Source organism: Salinisphaera sp. T31B1 (assembly GCF_040361275.1).
GTDB lineage: Bacteria > Pseudomonadota > Gammaproteobacteria > Nevskiales > Salinisphaeraceae > Salinisphaera.
This window is the reverse complement of the sequence record NZ_APNH01000002.1, coordinates 323,045-342,256: the sequence shown is the minus strand read 5'-3', so window position 1 is coordinate 342,256 and position 19,212 is coordinate 323,045. Positions and strand designations below refer to the sequence as shown.

The 19,212-nt window shown below is 63.5% G+C and carries 11 protein-coding genes; 9 read left to right on the top strand and 2 right to left on the bottom strand.

The genetic code is table 11. The annotated features are described in order from the left end of the window. Nucleotides 1–7 precede the first annotated feature (7 nt). On the bottom strand, nt 8–694 hold the full coding sequence (locus T31B1_RS08425; protein ID WP_353249041.1) for a TetR/AcrR family transcriptional regulator: 687 nt from the start codon (nt 692–694) through the stop codon (nt 8–10). Between the two features lie 276 nt (nt 695–970). Between T31B1_RS08425 and T31B1_RS08420 the strand changes: the two genes are divergently transcribed. From T31B1_RS08420 to T31B1_RS08400, 5 genes are all read left to right on the top strand, one after another. Beyond that, nucleotides 971–3,229, top strand: coding sequence for an acyl-CoA dehydrogenase (locus T31B1_RS08420; protein WP_353249040.1), 2,259 nt, complete (start codon nt 971–973; stop codon nt 3,227–3,229). Between the two features lie 214 nt (nt 3,230–3,443). Continuing rightward, nucleotides 3,444–4,151, top strand: a complete 708-nt coding sequence (gene trhA, locus T31B1_RS08415) for a PAQR family membrane homeostasis protein TrhA (protein ID WP_353249039.1) — start codon at nt 3,444–3,446, stop codon at nt 4,149–4,151. Continuing rightward, complete coding sequence (gene recQ, locus T31B1_RS08410) at nt 4,152–5,972, top strand: DNA helicase RecQ (protein WP_353249038.1); 1,821 nt, start codon at nt 4,152–4,154, stop codon at nt 5,970–5,972. It abuts the gene before it with no gap. Between the two features lie 154 nt (nt 5,973–6,126). Continuing rightward, a complete protein-coding gene (locus tag T31B1_RS08405; RefSeq protein WP_353249037.1) occupies nt 6,127–8,877 on the top strand; it encodes a glycine betaine ABC transporter substrate-binding protein in 2,751 nt (916 codons plus the stop codon). 31 nt (nt 8,878–8,908) lie between these two features. Then, nucleotides 8,909–9,967 (top strand): NAD(P)H-dependent flavin oxidoreductase, encoded by a 1,059-nt coding sequence (locus T31B1_RS08400; protein WP_353249036.1) that lies wholly within the window; start codon nt 8,909–8,911, stop codon nt 9,965–9,967. A 59-nt stretch (nt 9,968–10,026) separates the two neighbouring features. On the opposite strand, the gene T31B1_RS08395 is transcribed toward T31B1_RS08400, so the two are convergent. Then, nucleotides 10,027–12,054: an oxidoreductase gene (locus T31B1_RS08395; RefSeq protein ID WP_353249035.1), complete on the bottom strand. Its 2,028-nt coding sequence runs from the start codon at nt 12,052–12,054 to the stop codon at nt 10,027–10,029. 176 nt (nt 12,055–12,230) lie between these two features. On the opposite strand from T31B1_RS08395, the gene T31B1_RS08390 reads away from it, so the two are divergent. The 4 genes from T31B1_RS08390 (at nt 12,231) to T31B1_RS08375 (ending at nt 19,212) form a co-directional block, all read left to right on the top strand. Continuing rightward, nucleotides 12,231–14,033: an NAD(P)-binding domain-containing protein gene (locus tag T31B1_RS08390; protein ID WP_353249034.1), complete on the top strand. Its 1,803-nt coding sequence runs from the start codon at nt 12,231–12,233 to the stop codon at nt 14,031–14,033. Nucleotides 14,034–14,188: 155 nt separating this feature from the next. Beyond that, nucleotides 14,189–14,860, top strand: a complete 672-nt coding sequence (locus tag T31B1_RS08385) for a DNA-3-methyladenine glycosylase I (protein ID WP_353249033.1) — start codon at nt 14,189–14,191, stop codon at nt 14,858–14,860. Between the two features lie 12 nt (nt 14,861–14,872). After that, the gene (locus T31B1_RS08380) at nt 14,873–15,598 is read left to right on the top strand and encodes a YbaY family lipoprotein (protein ID WP_353249032.1); all 726 of its coding nucleotides are present in this window, start codon (nt 14,873–14,875) and stop codon (nt 15,596–15,598) included. 374 nt (nt 15,599–15,972) lie between these two features. Further along, nucleotides 15,973–19,212, top strand: coding sequence for a non-ribosomal peptide synthetase (locus T31B1_RS08375; RefSeq protein WP_353249031.1), 3,240 nt, complete (start codon nt 15,973–15,975; stop codon nt 19,210–19,212).

The window sequence follows — 19,212 nt, the reverse complement described above, 5'->3', positions numbered from 1 at the left end:
TGCGTATCTAGCCAGCGGCCGAGGCCCGCTGCGGCACCTGATCCGCGAGCAGGCGTTCGGCCAGCACCCGTTCGCTGGCGATGGCACGCCAGACCATACCGAACATCGCCGGCGCCTTGGCCGCGAGCGGCTCCTTGCGGCCTCGAACCAGCCACATGGCGACCACGCGATTGGCCACACCCCAGATGAAATCGGAGATCTCAATCTCGTCGACTTCGCGGGTGAGGATGCCAAGTTCGCGTCCTTCGTTGATCACGTTGAGAAAGACCGACATAAGCGCCGGCTGACGGAACGTGTCGTCCTCTCGCCAGGTGTTGAGATAGACCGAACTCAGGATGATCTGCGCTACCTTCGGGTTGCGCTCGAAATAATCCAGCAGCACCCAGAACACCTTGCGAAGACGATCCTCGAAATTCTCGATCCCCTGAAGATGATCGATCATGCGGCTCGCCAGATCGCCCAGCCAGGTGTCCAGACTCGCGAACAGCACGGTTTCCTTGCTGCCATAATATTTGTACAGCGTCTGCAGACTGATGCGTGCATCCCGCGCGATGTTGATCAGCTTGACCCGATGAAACTCGCGCTCGGAGAACAACTCGAGCGCGGCGGCCTCGATCCGTTCACGCGTGGCCTGGTCGAGCTGGGCGAGCGTGCGCTGGCGTTCGCTGGTGGTTCGTGGGTATCGATCGATCAATGGTAATCACCATTACGGGATATCAGGTGACTTACGATAGCAATCAGCCCACGTGTGCCCAAGTTTGGCTCAAAGCCCTTAATAATTGCACGCAATCAGACATTGTGCGTGGTAATCATGATTCGTTGTAGCGCGGTCGCGATCGCCGGTAATACAAATTATCTTTGTCTGCGACAATACGGCAGCGTATAGTCAGGTCACAGAAAAGACGTCGTTTCTGCTCAAGCGGTCGACCGCCCGTACCTCGACGCTCGTGTCAACGCTCACGGAGGCCTCATGTTCGCCACGCTTTTGAAGAAGATCAACGACGCCAAACTTCTGCCCAAGATCTCAGATACCGAACGACACGCCCTTGAGGCCGGCTCTGTCTGGGTCGACGGTCAATTTTTCAGCGGTAATCCCGATTTCGACGCTATGATGGCGGAATCTTATCCGCAGTTGTCGGCCGAAGAGCAGGCGTTCCTGGATGGGCCGGTCGAGGAATTGCTCCGCCGGGTGGACACCTGGGCGCTACGCCAGACCCGTCGGATTCCCGACGATATCTGGCAGTTCTTGAGGGAAAATGGCTTTTTCGGATTGATCATTCCGAAGGAGTACGGCGGTTCCGGTTTTTCGGTACTTGGCCGCAGCGCGGTCATGATGAAGACATCCGGGCTCGGTCCGATCGGCACGTTGGTTGTGATCCCCAACACGCTGGGCGCCGCCGAACTGCTTATCGCTTACGGTACGCAGACACAGAAAGACAAGTACCTTCCGGGCCTGGCGCGCGGCGAATACGTCCCGTGCTTTGGCCTGACGGAGCCGACAGCGGGTTCGGACGCGGCATCGATCAAGGCCGAGGGCGTGGTGTTCGAAGGCGAGGACGGCGCGCCGCAGATTCGCATGAACTTCTCGAAGCGCTACATCACGCTGGCTCCCGTGGCCAACCTGGTTAGCCTGGCCTGTTCGTTGCACGATCCCGACAACCTGCTGGGCAAGGGCGAGCATCCAGGCATCAGCGTGGTGATGCTCGAGAAAGGCATGAAGGGGCTGCATCTGGGCGAACATCATCTGCCCATTTCGGCGTTCGATAACGGCACGATCATCGGCGAGGATGTGGTCGTGCCGGCCGAGAACATCGTCGGCGGCGCCGACGGCGCCGGCCAGGGCTGGCGAATGCTCATGGAGCAGCTCGGCGGCGGTCGGGCGGTGTCGCTGCCGGCCGGCGGCGTGGCGCTGACCAAAGCCAGTGCGGCGGCTGTCGGCCCCTACAGCATCGTGCGCGAACAGTTCGGCATCCCCATCGGTCTGATGGAAGGTGTAGAGGCGAAGGTGGCCGGTATCGCCGCGATGGCTTACACGATGGAATCGGCGCGGGTATACGTCTGCGCCGGGGTGGACAACGGCAATCACCCGCCGGTGATCTCGGCGATTCTCAAGCAGCAGACCACCGAAGTCGGGCAGCGAATGGTCACCGACGGCATGGACGTCATGGCCGGGGCCGGTGTCATGCAGGGCCCGAACAACATCCTCGGAGCCGGCTATATCGGTGCGCCGGTGAGCGTCACGGTTGAAGGCGCGAATATCTTGACGCGTACACTCATGATCTTTGGTCAGGGGGCAGTACGCTGTCACCCTTACGCGCTGCCCACGCTGAACGCGATTCAGAACGACGATGTGCCGGCGTTCCGCAAAGCCATCCTCGGCTGGCTCGGTCATTCGGCGATGAACTTCCTGCGCGGTGTGGTGCGCGGCCTGACCCGAGGGCGGACCGTTCGTAGCCCGGTGTCCGGCGAAACCGCACAGTATTTCCGCAAGCTTGGCTGGGCGGCGTCTCGGTTTGCGTTTCTCACCGATCTGGCGATGTTTTTGATCGGCGGCAAGCTCAAGCAGCGCGGCAAACTGTCCGGACGCTTCGCCGATGCGTTGTCCTGGATGCTGTTCGGTCTGACCACGTTGCGCCGTTTCGAGGCCGAGGGCGCCAGGAAGGAAGATCTGCCCGTCGTCCACTGGGCATTGCGCTACAGCCTGCTGCAGATACAGCAGGCTTTCGAAGGCATCTATGCGAACTTCGACGTGCCGGTACTGGGCTGGCTGATGCGCTATCCGGGGCGTTTCTGGCTGCGGATCAATCCGTTGTCCACCGGGCCGGGTGATCGAATGGACCGTGCCGTGGCCGCCGCGATTCAGGCGCCGGGCGAGCAGTACGAACGTATCGCGCTCGCCGGACTGGGCAACCCCGGCGCCGAAGAGCCCGGCATGGGGCGTCTGCTGCACGCCTGGCGACTGGTCAGTGCAGCGCAGGAGGCTACATTGAAGGTCAAAAAGGCGCTTCACAAGAAACAGATCAGCGCTCCGAGCCTGATCGAAGCACTTGATCCCGCCGTGGAAGCCGGCGTGATCGACAGCGAAGACGCGGATCGGATTCGCGACGCCGAGCGGGCCCGTCTGGATGCGATTCAGGTCGATACCTTCGATAAGGAAACCTACTACCGGGATGCTCAGGAGCCGGATACCGGCGCGTCACCGTCGCTGCCCCGAGCGGCCAACCAGTAGGTTCTTTCGATGGCGGGCTGATCGAGCGCGACGCATCGGCCTGTTCGTGCGGCGCCGGGGCCAACCCGGCGCCCGGGCATAAACTGCCGGCCCTGATCGCGGGGCTGACAGCGACGCACCGGTAACCGCCGGCGTACCGTTACGGGGTTCCGGCGCACGTTCTATCGTCACGATTGAAACGGCAAATAGGGCGTTGGCATGGCAGAATGAGGCCATGAACTCGGTCATGGACAATGCGCAGACGTCGCGTCGCGTCAACAGCGCTGGCTATACGCTAGGGGAAGAAATCGCCAATGCGATCACCTCCGGCATCGGCACGGCCCTGTCCATTGCGGGCCTGGTGCTCATGGTGGTCTATGCCGCCCTTGAAGGCACGGTCTGGCACGTCGTTGCGGTGACGATTTTCGGCGTCTCGCTCATTCTCAGCCATTTGTCGTCGACCCTTTACCACGCCATTCATCCGCCCGCGGCCAAGGGCGTACTCAAGATCTTCGATCATCTGGCGATCTATGTCCTGATTGCCGGCACCTACACGCCGTTTACCCTGGTCAATCTGCGCGGCCCGTGGGGCTGGTCCTTGTTCGCACTGATCTGGCTGCTGGCCATCGGTGGCGTGGTGATCAAGCTCACTCGCCTCAACGACGTCAAGTATCTGTCGACCGCCTTCTATGTCGCCATGGGCTGGACCGTGGTGCTGGTCATCGGTCCGGTGATCGAACATGTGGCCGCCGGCGGAGTATGGCTGCTGCTGGCCGGCGGCATATCCTATACGGTCGGCGTGATCTTCTACGCATGGAACCGCCTGCCGTATAACCACGCGATCTGGCATCTGTTCGTGATTGGCGGCAGCGTGTTCCATTTCTTCGCCGTGCTGTTCTATGTCATACCCTTGGCACCTTCGGCTGCGCGGATGCTTCAGTAGATGGGCCTGGCTTGCCGCGAGCCGCTGAGCGTCCTGCAGGACGTGTTCGGTTACGACGCCTTTCGTGGGCGTCAGGCCGAAATCATCGACAGCGTCTGCGCCGGGCGCGATGCACTCGTGCTCATGCCCACGGGGGGCGGCAAATCGTTGTGCTATCAGATCCCGGCACTGGTTCGCCCCGGCGTCGCGATCGTGGTGTCGCCGCTCATTGCCCTCATGTCGGATCAGGTCGCGGCCTTGCGCCAGCTCGGCGTCCGTGCTGCATATCTGAACTCGACGCTCGATGGCCCAACCCAGGCTCGGATCGAACGCGACACCCGCGACGGCACGCTCGATGTGCTTTATGTCGCCCCCGAGCGGCTCATGCAGCCGCGCACGCTGGATCTGCTGCACGGCTGCGAACTGTCACTGTTCGCGATCGACGAAGCCCATTGTGTTTCGCAATGGGGCCACGACTTCCGGCCCGAGTATCGGCAGCTCGCGGCACTGGCCGACCAGTTCCCGCAGGTGCCGCGGCTGGCGTTGACGGCCACCGCCGATCTGCCGACCCGTGCCGAGATCGTCGAGCGTCTACGCCTGGAAGCTGCCGATACCTTCTTGCACAGCTTCGACCGGCCCAATATTCGTTATCGGGTCGCCGAGCGGGGCAAGGCGCGCGAACAGCTGCTCGATTTCATCGATCGTGAGCACGAAGGGCAAGCCGGTATCGTGTACTGTCTGTCGCGCCGCAAGGTCGAGGAGACCGCCGACTGGCTCAATGCGCGGGGTCGGACGGCGCTGGCCTATCACGCGGGGCTGCCGGCCCAGCTGCGCGATCATCATCAATCGCGTTTCCTGCGAGAAGAGGGCGTCATCGTCTGTGCCACGGTCGCCTTCGGTATGGGTATTGACAAGCCGGACGTACGTTTCGTCGCCCATCTGGATCTGCCGGCGAGCATCGAAGCCTATTATCAGGAAACCGGGCGTGCCGGACGTGACGGTCAACCGGCCGATGCATGGATGCTCTACGGCCTCAACGACGTAATCCAGCGTCGGCGCATGATCGAGCAGGGCAATGCGCCGGACGAGCGCAAGGCCGTGGAGCGCGGCAAGCTGGATGCCATGCTGGCCTACTGCGAATTGGCCAGCTGTCGGCGTATTCATTTGCTGGGCTATTTCGGCGAGACGTTGCAGCAGGCATGCGGTAATTGCGACACCTGTCTGAACCCGCCCGATACCTGGGATGCGACCCGGGCAGCGCGTATGGCGCTGTCGGCAGTGTACCGAACCGGACAGCGTTTCGGTGCTGGCTATGTCGTCGATCATCTACGCGGCGTCGAATCCGAGCGGGCGTCGAGCACCGGCCACGACAAGCTGTCGACCTTCGGCATCGGTCAAGCCGTCGACATCGGAAAATGGCGATCGCTGATGCGCCAGCTCATCGCACTCGGCTATCTACAGGTCGATCATGAGCGCTTCGGCGGGCTTCGACTGGCCGGTGACAGCAAGGCGCTGATCAAGGGCGAATGCACGCTTGAGCTTCGCGTGGACCGAAGCGCACGCCGGGGTCGCAGTCGGCTCAAGAAGGATCTGCCCCCCATCGAGATCGAGGACGAGCCGTTGTGGGAAGCGTTGCGCACTCTGCGCACCGAGCTGGCCCGGGAGCAGGACGTGCCGCCGTATGTGATCTTCCACGACGCCACGCTACGCGAGATGCTCGCGCGTCGGCCGACCACCACCGCCGAACTCGAGCATGTACCCGGCGTCGGTCAGAAAAAGCGCGATGCTTACGGCCGCGTGTTCGTGGACACGATCAGCCGGTATCAAACACACGGCGGCTAGCGGGCCGGCCCGGCCGTCGGGCTGCGCGCCGGGTTTGTGATCGGTTAGAGTCTGACGCTCGACGAGCGCTTGGGGATGCGCGCCGGTGCAAGGCAACGCCGAGCGATCATGCCACGGCGCGTCGTGCTTCACCGATCCGCCTCCGATTCGATTCATGCAGCAAACCGGCCATTCCGTCCTCGTGCGTCCCGTATTGCTGATGCTGGTCTCGATCGGCCTATGGGCGATCTATCCACCTGCCAGCAACCTGCTGCTGGCCAGCCAGACACCGCTTCAGCTCGGCACACTTCTGCATACGATGGCCGCCGCGTCGATGCTGGTCATCGTGCTGATCTGGTCACCGGCGCGAGCGCTGGCGCGGCGGGTGTTGAGCCGCCTCCGACATCCGGGAGCTAAGCTGGCCGTGCCCATGCTGGCCTCGGGCGGGTTGATCTGTATCAACCATCTGTTCTTGTATCTGGCACTGGCGGCCAGCGATCGATTCGATGTGACCGCGATCCTGGTGTTCGAGTCGTGGCCGGTACTGTTCTTCTTGTTCGATACGCTGGCCACACGGATCTCCAGGCACACTCTGAACCGGCGCGACTATGTCTTCGTGCTGGTGTCGTTCGTCGGCTTCGCCACACTCATGGCCCAGGAGATCGATCTCGTCGACTGGATTCTGTGGGACACGCTCGTACTGAAGGTGGCGCTGCTGGCCGCGGCCGGGGGCATCGCCATGGCCCTGAACGTGTTCGCGCGCCGTCGAATCCTGTTACGTATCGGCGCTGACGAAGGCGATGAGGCCAGCGGATTCACGATCGCGGTGGTTGCGGAGCTGTTCGTCCGAGTGCTGGCCGCGCTGGCTTTCCTGGTCGTGCTGGGACTGAGCGGGCAGGGCATGCCGGCGATCGATGCGCGTTCGATAGGCGGCGCGATCGCGGTCGGCGTATTGATCCTGGGTCTCGGTAGCGCGCTCTACGACCTGAGCATCTACCGGGCCAAAAATGCCGCCATCACGGCCATGTGGTATCTCATGCCGATCGGCGCCCTGCTGGTCATGGCTCTGCTCCAGGGGCGGCTGCTCAACCGCTACGAGGCAGTCTCGTCGGTGATGATCGTCTCGGCCAATCTGCTCATCGGTTTACGCTATCCGATGCGCTCGTCGTTCAACCAGCTATATGTCTTCACGATCGTGGTCGGCGCATGGTGCGTGTTTGCACCGGTATTCACGTTTGCCGGCTATTTCGACCTGGTGGCGGTGTCGACGATCTTCTACGCATTGCTGGTGACCTATGCCCTGACGCGCGTGTCGGCCAACGTCGAACAGCGCACCGAACAGCTCCTCGTATTCGGCGAGGCGGTCGACGCGGCCGCGCGTGCAGGGCTGCCGATCGTATCGGCACACAAGGCCTGCAGCTACGTCGAGGACGTGCTCGTGTTCACCGGGCCCGGGCCGGGTACGGCCGAGGAGCAGGCTCGACTGCGTCGGCTCGGGCAAGACCTGGAACGACAGGCCGACGGGCTGGCTTGCGCGTCCGCGGCCTCGGTACTTCGCGCACTGCCCCGGGCTGGCGGCCGCTTGGTCGCGTTGAGCGCGAACATGATCTCTGGCGGCGAGTATGTCGTGCTGGTTCTGCTGGCCGTGTTCAACGTGGCGGTGACCGTGTTGTTCCGCGGTGACGGGTTCGTCTTCGACGGCTTTGCCCTGACCATGTCGTCGGTCGCTGCGTATCTGTTGTTTCTGGTCGTCGAAAAGGATCGGGCGGCCTTCGCCAACGAGTCGCAACAGCTTTGCCATGCTGGTGCGCGGCAGACGCTGTCCGACTGGGCCGGCGGCAGTGAACGCCGCACGGCAGCGGCGGCCGCGCTCCCGGTTTCACGGGTTTTTTATGGGCGCCCCCAGTTCGGCGCCTCGCTGCTCGTTTTTCTGATGGTGTTCGGCGGTTTTGGCTATGCGTTGGGGTATCAGCAGCTGCGCGGTCATACGCGCTCGGAAAGTAATCCCGTGGGCATGGTCACCGGCGCGAGCCCGACACGCGAGCTGGGTATCGGCGTGCCCAACTGGCCGGCCGCACAGATCAAGGCCGAGGTGCTCAAAGCAGTCATCGAACGGTATTTCGATATCCACGCCACGCTTCAGCCGGCAGCCAACGAACGGATATTCGATTCGATGAGCCGGTCGACCGGAGGCATCGACATTCATCCGGCCGTATGGGTATCCAATCTCGGTCCCTTGATCCGACGATATGTCGATGCGTTTCATACCGTCTCCCTCACACCGCGCGGGCCCGAAGGACGTCAGGGGTTATGCATGAACCGCGCGGCGGTCGAGGCCGGGGCAGGACCTGATATCCGGCAGATCGGACAGCCGCGTGATGTGGCGATCTTCGATCTCGATGGCAACGGCCGCGGTGACCTATGGATGGGAGCGCCCGACTGGGCCTCGAGCCGAATCGAGCGTCGCCGGGCCGCCGGCTATGGGTATCTGTCGGCCTACGACGAACTCACTTTCGATCCGGATCTGCTGGTGCACGCGCTGCGTCGTTACCGCAGCCGGCACGTGCCGTTTCTGTTCTTCTGCTACCAGCCGAGCTATTTCGACGCGGCGTTCGACCTGACGCTGGTCTCCGAGCCGCACTCGGACCCGGCGACCTGGGCGACGATCGTGGGCAACGGCGTGGCCGACAGCGATCTGTCGCAGGGCACGGCCTGGCCGATATCGCCGATTCGAATGGCCTATCGAACGACACTGGCCGAGACCAATCCCAATATCGTACGTTTGCTCGAGAATTTCGAGATTCCGACATCTGAATTGATCACGATGACCGGCCGACTGGCGTTCGGCGGCGAAGACCCGGCGACGATCGCCCGCGAGTGGGTGGCCACGCACGACGACCGCGTGGTCGGCTGGATCCTGCCCTGAGCCACGGAGCGCACGCGCGCGAGATATCGCTATGAAATACGACAAACGCATCGTCCGTCTGCTGGGCATGCAGACGCCCGTCATCCAGGCGCCCATGGCCGGCGGCACGACGACGCCGGAACTGGTTGCCGCCGTGTCCGAGTCGGGCGGTCTTGGGTCGATCGGTGCCGGGTATCTCTCCCCGGAGGCCATTACGAGCACGATCGAACAAACCCGTGAACGAACCGGCCGCGGGTTCGCGGTCAATCTGTTCGTACCCGGCGAGCCGGCCGAGGATGCGGCAGCGGTGGAACGCAGCAATAGTCGGCTCGATGTCTTCCGCGCCGACCTGGGGATCGAACGGCCCGCGCCGCCGGCGCGATATGCGCCGGTCTTCGATGACCAGTTCGAAGCGGTGGTTGCGGCACACGTGCCGGTGTTCAGCTTCACCTTCGGTGCGCTGCAGCCGGTCGAGGTTGCGCGGCTGAAAGAGGGCGGGACCGTGGTCATCGGTACCGCGACCACCGTCGACGAAGCCATCGCGCTGGCCGCGATCGATGTCGATATGATCGTGGCCCAGGGCGCCGAAGCCGGTGGTCATCGCGGCACGTTCATGCACCCGGCCGAGCAGGCATTGATCGGCACCATGGCGCTCGTGCCGCAGATCGTGGACAGCGTGTCGGTGCCGGTCATTGCCTCGGGCGGCATCATGGACGGCCGAGGCGTTGCAGCGGCGCTCATGCTCGGCGCCGGCGCGGTCCAGATGGGCAGTGCATTCGTGGTGTGTGACGAAAGCGGCGCCCAGCCGGCCCATCGAGAGGCCTTGCTGGCAGGCCCCGCGGCCCGCGAGACCGTGGTGACCCGCGCTTTTTCGGGCAAGGCGGCCCGTGGTATTCGCAACCGGTTCATCGACGAACTGGCGCCGGTGGCCGACCAGCTGCCCGATTATCCGATCCAGAACGCCTGGACCAAGGACGTACGCGCGGCCGCCGGTGCACAGGGCCGAGCCGAGTACATGTCGCTATGGGCGGGGCAGGCCGCCGCATTGGCCGTCAAGCGGAGTGCGGCGCAGATCGTCGACAGCATTCGCCAGCATCTGGACGCACTCTGACCACTCGCGACACATGGTCCGCAAGTCGGGCGACGTCAGGCGCTTCGCCGGGCGGTGGTCTACAACCGGGCGATCAGCTCCGCCGACTCGCGGATGGCACGTTTGGCATCGAGCTCTGCGGCGAGCTTCGCACCGCCGACCACGTGAGCGCGCACGCCGCGCCGCTCAAGCGCATCGGCAAGTTCGCGCCGGGTTTCCTGGCCTGCACAGATCACGATGGTGTCCACCGCCAGCACACGCGGCTGTTCGTCGATACGAATGTGCAGGCCGGCGTCATCGATGCGTTCATAGCTGACGCCTTGCAGCATCGTGACGTGTTTGTGGCGTAGGGACGCGCGATGCGCCCAGCCGCTCGTCTTGCCCAGCCGCTTGCCGGGTTTTTCGTCGCTGCGCTGAAGCAGATAGACCTCGCGCGGCGACGGGCTTGGATGTGGCGTGGTCAGGCCGCCGACCGCGTCGCCGCTGGGGTCGACCCCCCACTCGGCGAAGAACCGGTCGCGGTCTTCGGCCGGCGACGGCCGTGTATGGGTTAGAAACTCGCTCACATCGAAGCCGATCCCGCCCGCTCCGATGACCGCGACACGGGCGCCGGCGGTCACCCGGCCGGTGATGATATCGCCATACGAAGCCACCTTGGCATGGGCGACCCCCGGGATCCCAGGCGTGCGCGGCGTTACCCCGGTGGCGATCACGATCTCGTCGAAGCCCTGATCGAGGAGATCGTCGGCTTGCACGAACGTGTTCAGCCGAAGCGTCACACCGAGTTGGTCGATCCGGCGGGTGAAATATCGCAGGGTTTCGAAGAACTCCTCCTTGCCCGGAACGCGCTTGGCCAGGTTGAACTGGCCGCCGATCTCTTGGGCCGTATCGAACAGGGTGACTTCGAAACCACGCTCGGCTGCGCGGGTGGCCGCTTCCAGTCCGGCCGGCCCGGCGCCGATCACGGCCAGCTGACGGGCGCGGGCCAGAGGCGGGAAATTCAGGCGTGTTTCACGCCCGGCACGAGGATTGACCAGACAGCTGGCGCGCTTGGCCTTGAAGGTGTGATCCAGACACGCCTGATTGCAGGCGATACAGGTGTTGATGTCGTCTGCGCGGCCGTCTGATGCCTTATTGACGAACTCGGGGTCAGCCAGGAATGGCCGGGCCATGGACACCATGTCGGCGGTCCCGTCGGCCAGCAGGCCCTCGGCGATATCGGGCGTATTGATCCGGTTGGTCGTGCACAGCGGCAGGCGGACTTCGTTCTTGAGCTTGCCCGTGACCCAGGCAAAGCCGGCGCGCGGCACACGGGTGACGATGGTGGGAATACGCGCCTCGTGCCAGCCGATACCGGTATTGATGAGCGTTGCGCCGGCGGCTTCGATCTTCTGGGCGAGTGTGACGACCTCGGCCCAGCCCTGACTGTCTTCGACCAGATCGAGCAGCGACAGCCGGTAGATGAGGATGAAATCCGGCCCCAGTGCTTTACGGATGCCGGCTACGATGTCTACCGCCAGGCGTTGGCGATTGTCGAGACTGCCGCCGTATTCGTCATCGCGATCGTTGACGCGCTCGACCAGGAACTGATTGATCAGATACCCCTCGGAACCCATGACTTCGACGCCGTCGTAGCCTGCTTCGCGTGCAAGCTCTGCGCATCGTATGTAGTCGTCGATCGTGCGCCTGACGTCCTGGGTGCTGAGTCGTTTCGGCTTGAATGGCGTGATCGGCGACTTGCGATCCGACGCCGATACGATGAACGGATGATAGCCATATCGGCCCGCATGCAGGATCTGCATGCAGATCTTCGCACCTTCGGCATGGACGGCGCGTGTGATCTTGCGATGGGGCCACACGTGCAACCGGTGACTCATCTGTCCCGCCAGGGGCGATACCCATCCGGCAATGTTGGGCGAGATGCCACCGGTCACTATCAGCCCGGCCCCGCCGGCGGCACGTTCGGCGAAATAGGCCGCCAGCTCGTCGTAGTGCCAGAAGAAATCCTCCATGCCCGTATGCATGGAACCCATCAGGACACGGTTTTTGAGCGTCGTGAAGCCGAGATCGAGCGGTTCGAAAAGCTTCGGGTAATGCGGATGTGCCATGCCGGAGTCGACGATTAAGGTTTGGGAAATTGTAGCGTTTCCGAAATGGTTACCGGCATTACGATGCCGGGCGGTCGACGGATTGTCGTCGCTGGGCGGCTGTGGCAGGGTCGAAGAAAACCTCGAGCGAGGCAATCGCCGAGAAGAACCGGCCGTGCGACAAGCCAGGAGTGAAGATGCTCGATACTGCAGCCACCGCAAAGATTCAAAGCGTGCTTTCAGCCTTGAACCGGGCCTTGAGCAATCGCGATCTCGACGCCGCGCTCGAATTGTTCTCCCGAGAGTGCTATTGGCGCGATCTCCTGGCGTTCACCTGGAACATCAAGACCGTGGAGGGCAAAGCCGAAATCCGCGAGATGCTCGATTCGTGTATCGACGAGGTCCGGCCGGCCGACTGGAGCGTCGATGACGCCGAGCCCGCGACGCAGGCCGATGGCATCACCGAAGGGTTCATCCAATTCGATACAGCGGCGGCCAGCGGTTACGGCTACGTTCGGCTCAAGGACGGCCTGATCTGGACGCTGCTTACCACCATGCACCAGCTCAAGGGCCATGAAGAACCGCAGGGTTCGTCGCGGCCGCTGGGCGCCAAACACGGCGATCGGCAGGGCGAGCCGTCCTGGGCCGAGGAACGCGAAACCGAGCTCGCCGAACTGGGGGTGACGACCCAGCCGTACGTCCTGATCATCGGCGGCGGCCAGGGCGGTATAGCGCTGGCCGCACGGCTGCGTCAGCACGGGGTGTCAACGTTGATCGTCGAGAAGAACGAGCGTCCAGGCGATTCTTGGCGTAAACGCTATAAATCGCTGTGTCTGCACGACCCGGTCTGGTATGACCATCTGCCGTATATCAAGTTTCCGGATAACTGGCCGGTATTCTCGCCCAAAGACAAGATCGGCGACTGGCTGGAGATGTATGCGCGGGTCATGGAGCTCAACTTCTGGGGTTCGACCCGTGCCGAATGTGCCAGCTACGATCCCGAAACACAGACCTGGACTGTCGTGGTCGACCACCGGGGCGAGCAGATCACGCTGCAACCGAAGCAGCTCGTGCTCGCCACCGGCATGTCGGCCAAGCCGAACGTGCCCGAGTTACCGGGCCAGAATCGCTTTCGCGGCCTTCAGCAGCATTCGTCCGAACATGCAGGCCCAGAGGAGATGCAGGGCAAGAAGGTCGTGGTGATCGGCTCGAACAACTCGTCCCACGATATCTGTGCGGCACTGGCTGAACACGGCGTGGATGTGACCATGGTCCAGCGTTCATCCACGCATATCTCGCGTTCCGAATCGCTGATGAAACATGCGCTGGGTCCGCTGTATTCGGAACAAGCCCTGGCCGACGGCATCACGACCGAAAAAGCGGATCTGCTGTTCGCATCGATCCCTTACGCCATCATGGCCGATTTCCAGAAGCCGATCTTCGACACCATTCGAGAAGAGGATGCCGAGTTCTACCGCGAGCTCGAAGACGCCGGTTTCATGCTGGACTTCGGTCCGGACGATTCCGGGCTGTTCATGAAGTATCTGCGTCGCGCCTCCGGCTATTATATCGACGTCGGCGCCTCACAGCTGATCATCGACGGCAAGATCAAGCTGGAGAGCGGCGTTCAGGTCACGGCGCTCACTGAAGACAGCGTGGTCTTGTCCAACAATACAGAGCTGCCAGCCGATGTCGTGATCTATGCCACCGGGTATGGCTCGATGAATGGCTGGGCGGCCGATCTGATCTCCCAACAGGTGGCCGACAAGGTCGGCAAGGTCTGGGGCCTGGGGTCCGATACACCGAAAGATCCCGGCCCGTGGGAGGGCGAACAGCGCAACATGTGGAAGCCGACCCAGCAAGAAGGGCTATGGTTCCACGGCGGAAACCTGGCTCAGTCACGCCACTACTCTCACTATCTCGCGTTGCAGCTAAAAGCGCGCATGGAAGGCATACCTACTCCGGTCTATGGTTTGCAACAAACACATCATCTAAGTTGATGTCTGTCGAGGGCAGGCGACGGGGACCTGTCTCGGCGACGGATGGGCTCCGGCCCCGTGGCGAGTCCAATGTTTGTATTTTGCACAACAGTTTGAGGCCGTCGGCCGGTCGATCGCGTAAACTGCTGTCCAACTGAAGCTTTTACGCTCACTGAATGACGACCACATTCGATACGATCGAAGCGGCGGCCATCGCGCGTTGCGGCGGACGCGAGGCGCTCGAAGCCCGGCTGACCCGCGCAGAGCCCCCCGAGTCTCTGGCCATGATCGGCGACGATCGTTATCTGTCGGTCATGTCCCGGCGCATATTTCGTGCCGGACTGACGCATCGGCTTGTCGATGCGCGCTGGCCGGCGTTCGAGATCGCCTTCGACGATTTCGATCTGGCCGCGGTGGCTTCGCTCGACGACACGGATCTGCGCCGTCTTGCCACCGACGAGCGCCTCATCCGGCATCGGCAGAAGATATTCGCCGTTCGCGATAACGCGCGCGCCATGCAGGCGATCATCGCCGAGTACGGAAGTTTCGGATTCTGGTTGGCCGAATGGCCGGAAGACGAAATCGTCGATCTGTGGCTCGAATTACGGCGCCGTTTCACTCAGCTGGGCGGCCAGTCCGCACCGTCGTTTTTGCGCATGTGCGGTAAGGATACGTTCATGCTGACGAGCTGGGTGGTCCGTGGATTGGCCGAGTGGGGCGCACATAACGGAAAGACCACGCGCGTGGCGGATCTGCAGGCCATTCAGCAGCGATTCAATGGCTGGGCCGCAGAGTCGTCTCGCGACTATTGCCAGATCAGCCAGATCCTCGCGTTTTCAATTGATTGACCAAGATGCTCGATGCCATTTAGAAAAACTCTAAGCCGCTATGCGCTTTACGCGCTCATTTTCTCGGCGTGCGCGGGATTGGCCGCCTGCAGCGGCGGTGACACCGGGCCGATCAAGGTCTCGGGTGAACTGGTCTTCAACGCCGATGAGATCGGCGATGGTGCAACCGCCCGCGTGAGCATGTTCGAACGCGGCCCCGAGGGCGCGGAAAAGCGGATCGTGGCCGAGCGTACGCTGCACAACCTGAAGTCCAAGCCGATTCGGTTCGATTTCGAGGTCGCCCGGAACCTGATCAATCCCGAGGGCAGCTATGCGCTGAGGGCGCAGATTCTCGATGCCCAGGGCGATGTCGAATGGACAACCCGTGAAACCGCTCGGATCCAGCCGCTGCAACAGAGCGCGCCGGTCTCGCTGGCCTTGACACGACTGGTCGACGAGTCGTCACTCGTGTTTGAGCGGTATCAGTGTCCTGACGGCTTTTTCGCCCAGGTCGGCGCAGGCGAGGGTCGCGTGCTGTTACGCATGGGCAACCGCCGGCTCACTCTGGATTCGGAGTCGGCCGGCCAGAGCAGCAGTGCGTATGCCGACGATCACGGCAACCGTATCGAGTTGCGCGAGGACAAAACGGCCGACATGATTGTCGACGGCGCCACCCACCGCGATTGCGCAATGGTCCGTGCAAGCGCCCCGGACGGCGGCTCCAACGATCCGGCATCAAGCGACGCGCCCAAGAGTTAGGGCAACGGTCCGTCCGGAATAGCAGGGCATACGGGGCCGGTTCCGGGTGGGCAGGGACGACCTGTTTCGATTGGTTTGTGTCCCCGGCCATGTCGCAAGAAGAACGCCTCTGCTCGGGCGTGTGTCCGCGCGCTAGCTCGCGCATATGCGGGTCGATCAGGCGTTGGAATTCGTCCGCCCAATATGTTGCAACCCGGTTAAATCGCGTATCATGATGCGGCGTGATTGCGCACGATGGGGGAGCGGTGTCGCATTCTTTGGCTTGGCCTTGCATAGGTTGCGTCTGATGCGGCGAGATCGTGGCGCCGTGTATACCGCTGTCGTGCAGCCGACGGTGGCGTTCGGAGCAGCGGTCCTCGCTGGTTGTGCATCCTATGGCTGAGCACGCAGCAGTGGCCGGCGAATACGCCTTGACGCCGATGCAGCAGGGCATGCTGTATCAGACGTTGGCCGACCCCGAGGCTAGCTCGAACGTCGAACAGGTTGTTCTGACCATCGACGAGCGCCTGGACGAGCCGGCTTTCGCGGCGGCCTGGGCGAAGGTGATCGATCGCCACGATATTCTGCGGACCCGTTTTGAATGGTCGGGCAGACAGGCACCCGTACAGATTGTCCAGGCCCGCGCCGAGGTGCCCACGCAATACCTCGATAGTCGGGGGCGGCCGGATGTGCTGGCGCAGGCAACCGCCACAGATGCGCTAGAGCCTTTCGATCTCGGCTCGGCACCGGCCATGCGCCTGACCGTGATTCGTGTCGGCGAGACGGAATGGCGCGTGCTGTGGACGTTTCATCATATCCTGGCCGATGGTCGTTCGTTCGTTCTCATCGTGCGCGAGCTCATGCAGTACTACCACGCGCTGCGCAACGACAATCCGCTGCCCGAGCTGCCCGCGCCGCGACAGTTCGGTGAATTCGTTCACTGGCTCCAGAGCCAGGACGATGAGCCTTGCCGTGGCTACTGGCGAAACTATCTTGCAGGCTTGTCGGCCCCGACCCCGTTGCCCTGGTCGCCCGTACCCGACCATCGGGACGACAGGGGGCGCACCGGCAGTGGCCGTTGCGATCGGCATCTGTCGACGACAACCACCGCCGCGCTGACGCGCATTGCGCGAGGGCGCGTGGTGGGCTGGGCCGGACTTCTGGAAACCGCCTGGGCGATTCTGCTCTGGCGGCACACGCACTCTAGGGACGTGGTGTTCGGCGTGACCCGCGGCGGCCGCCCAGCGGGGTTGGCAGGCGGCACGGATATCGTAGGGCTGTTCATCACCACCGTGCCCAAGCGCCTGCCGATCGCGCCGGAATCCACGGCGATCGAGATCATGCAGGCCGCACGCGATGCCACGCGCGCGGGACGGGAACACGAGCGTATCGGTCTGGGCGAAATTATGCGCCAGACCGATGCGCTGGGTGGGCCGAGCCCGTTGCAGTCGGTAGTCGTCTACGATTACCGGACATTGGACGGCGCGGTCGCCGATGCGGTGGCCGGCACCGTCGGAGACAGTCGCTGGCGGTTCACGCTCAAACAGTTCACCGGCTACCCGTTGACGCTGCTCGGCTACGGCGGCGACGCGCTGCAGCTCACGCTCGAATACGATCGGAGGCTCGTCGAGCCGTCGATTGCCGATGATCTGATCGATCGCCTGGTGGTACTACTGGAGGATATGGCCGTACGCGGGCCCGACGTGCGAGTCGCCGATCTGGCCTGGCAGACGCCGCGCGACGTGGCCGATCATCTGGAACGCTGGAACCGCACCGAACGCGCGCCCGGGCCGTACGCCTGCATCTACGATGCGATGGCCGCACAGGCCGAGGCGGCGCCCGAGCGCATCGCAGTCGTCAGCGGTGACACGCGGACCAGCTATGCCGAGCTCAAACAGGCCGTCGATGCCTTGGCCGCGCGCCTGCAGAAGGCTGGGGTAAAACCGGGTGATCGGGTCGCCGTGGCCGTGGGTCGCAGCGAGCGGATGGTGATCGCCACCTGCGCCGTGCAGCGCGCCGGTGCGGCCTACGTGCCCTGCGATCCACGCTATCCGGCCGAGCGCCTTGCGCTGATGTGGAGTGATGCACAGGCGCACTTGATTCTGACGGAACGCGCTGTGGCAGACGGTCTGCCGCCATCCGATCTGCCGTGTCTGCTCATGGACGACGACATGGCGGTATCCGGAGACGTGGCCGGTTTCGTTCCGGTGACGATCGGGCCGGACACGCCGGCCCACGTGATCTTTACCTCAGGTTCGACGGGACGGCCGAAGGGCGTGGTCGTCACCCATCGCAACGTCATGAACTTCCTCGAGTCCATGGCCGAGCGCCCCGGGCTGGCGGCTGAGCAGCGGATTCTGGCGGTGACCACGCTGTCGTTCGATATCTCTTTGGTCGAGCTGTTCCTGCCGCTGGTGGTCGGCGCGGCCACCGTGATCGCGGATATGGACGAGGTACTCGACGGCCGACGCCTGGCCGAGCTGATCGAACGCCATACGATCGACGTGATCCAGGCGACGCCCACCACCTACCGACTGCTGCGCATGGCCGGCTGGCAGCCGCCCGGCCGCTGCAAGGCCATGGTCGGAGGCGAGACCCTCGACCCGGCGCTGTCCGAGGATCTGCGTGCCCATGCCGGGCCCGGCTTCGAGCTCTGGAATCTGTACGGGCCCACGGAAACCACCGTCTACTGCAGCGGCGACCCGGTCGACGACGGGCCGATCCATATCGGCACCCAGACGGCGAACACCTTTTACTACGTGGTCGACACGCACAATCGCATCGTCGCCCCCGGGGTGACCGGCGAACTGCTGATCGGCGGCGATTGCGTGGCCCAGGGTTATTTCGGCCGCCCGGAGCTGACCGCCGAACGCTTTATCGAGGTCTCGGTCCATCCGGGACATCCCCCGATGCGTCTCTACCACAGCGGCGACCGCGTGCGTTGGCATCGTCAGGCCGACGGTTCGGCCCGCCTGCTGATCTGCGGGCGCATGGACAACCAGGTCAAGCTGCGCGGCTTTCGCATCGAACTGGGCGAGATCGAGGCGGCACTGGCCGGACACGACGCGGTCGACCATGCCGCCGTCATCCTGCGCCATGAGGGCGGCGACCGGCTGGTGGCCTATGTCCGCCTCAACACGCCGACCGACACCGCCGCACTGCGCGATTACCTGGCCGCGAGACTGCCCGCGCACATGTTGCCTGCGCTGTTTGTCGAGCTGGACCGGCTGCCGATGACCCAGAACGGCAAGATCGATCGCAATGCGCTGCCCGCGCCCGCGCCCCAGCGCGTGGCGACCGGGACGCGTTATGTGGCACCACGCAACGATATCGAACGCGCCATTGCCGACATCTGGTGCACCGTGCTGGGTATCGAGTCGCCGGGCATCGACGACAATTTCTTCGATGTGGGCGGCGATTCGCTGCGCATCGTTACCGTGCGCGGCACGCTCGAGACCCGTTTTTCCGAATCATTGACGGTTGCCGAACTGTTCCGGCACGCCACGATCCGGCAGTTGGCCGAGCGACTGGATCCCAGTGGTGCCACGGCCGATAACGAGCAGCGACAGGCGCTGGATTCACGCGCCGCCAAACGTCGGGCCGCACTGTCGCGCCGCCCGCGCACCGGACGTTAG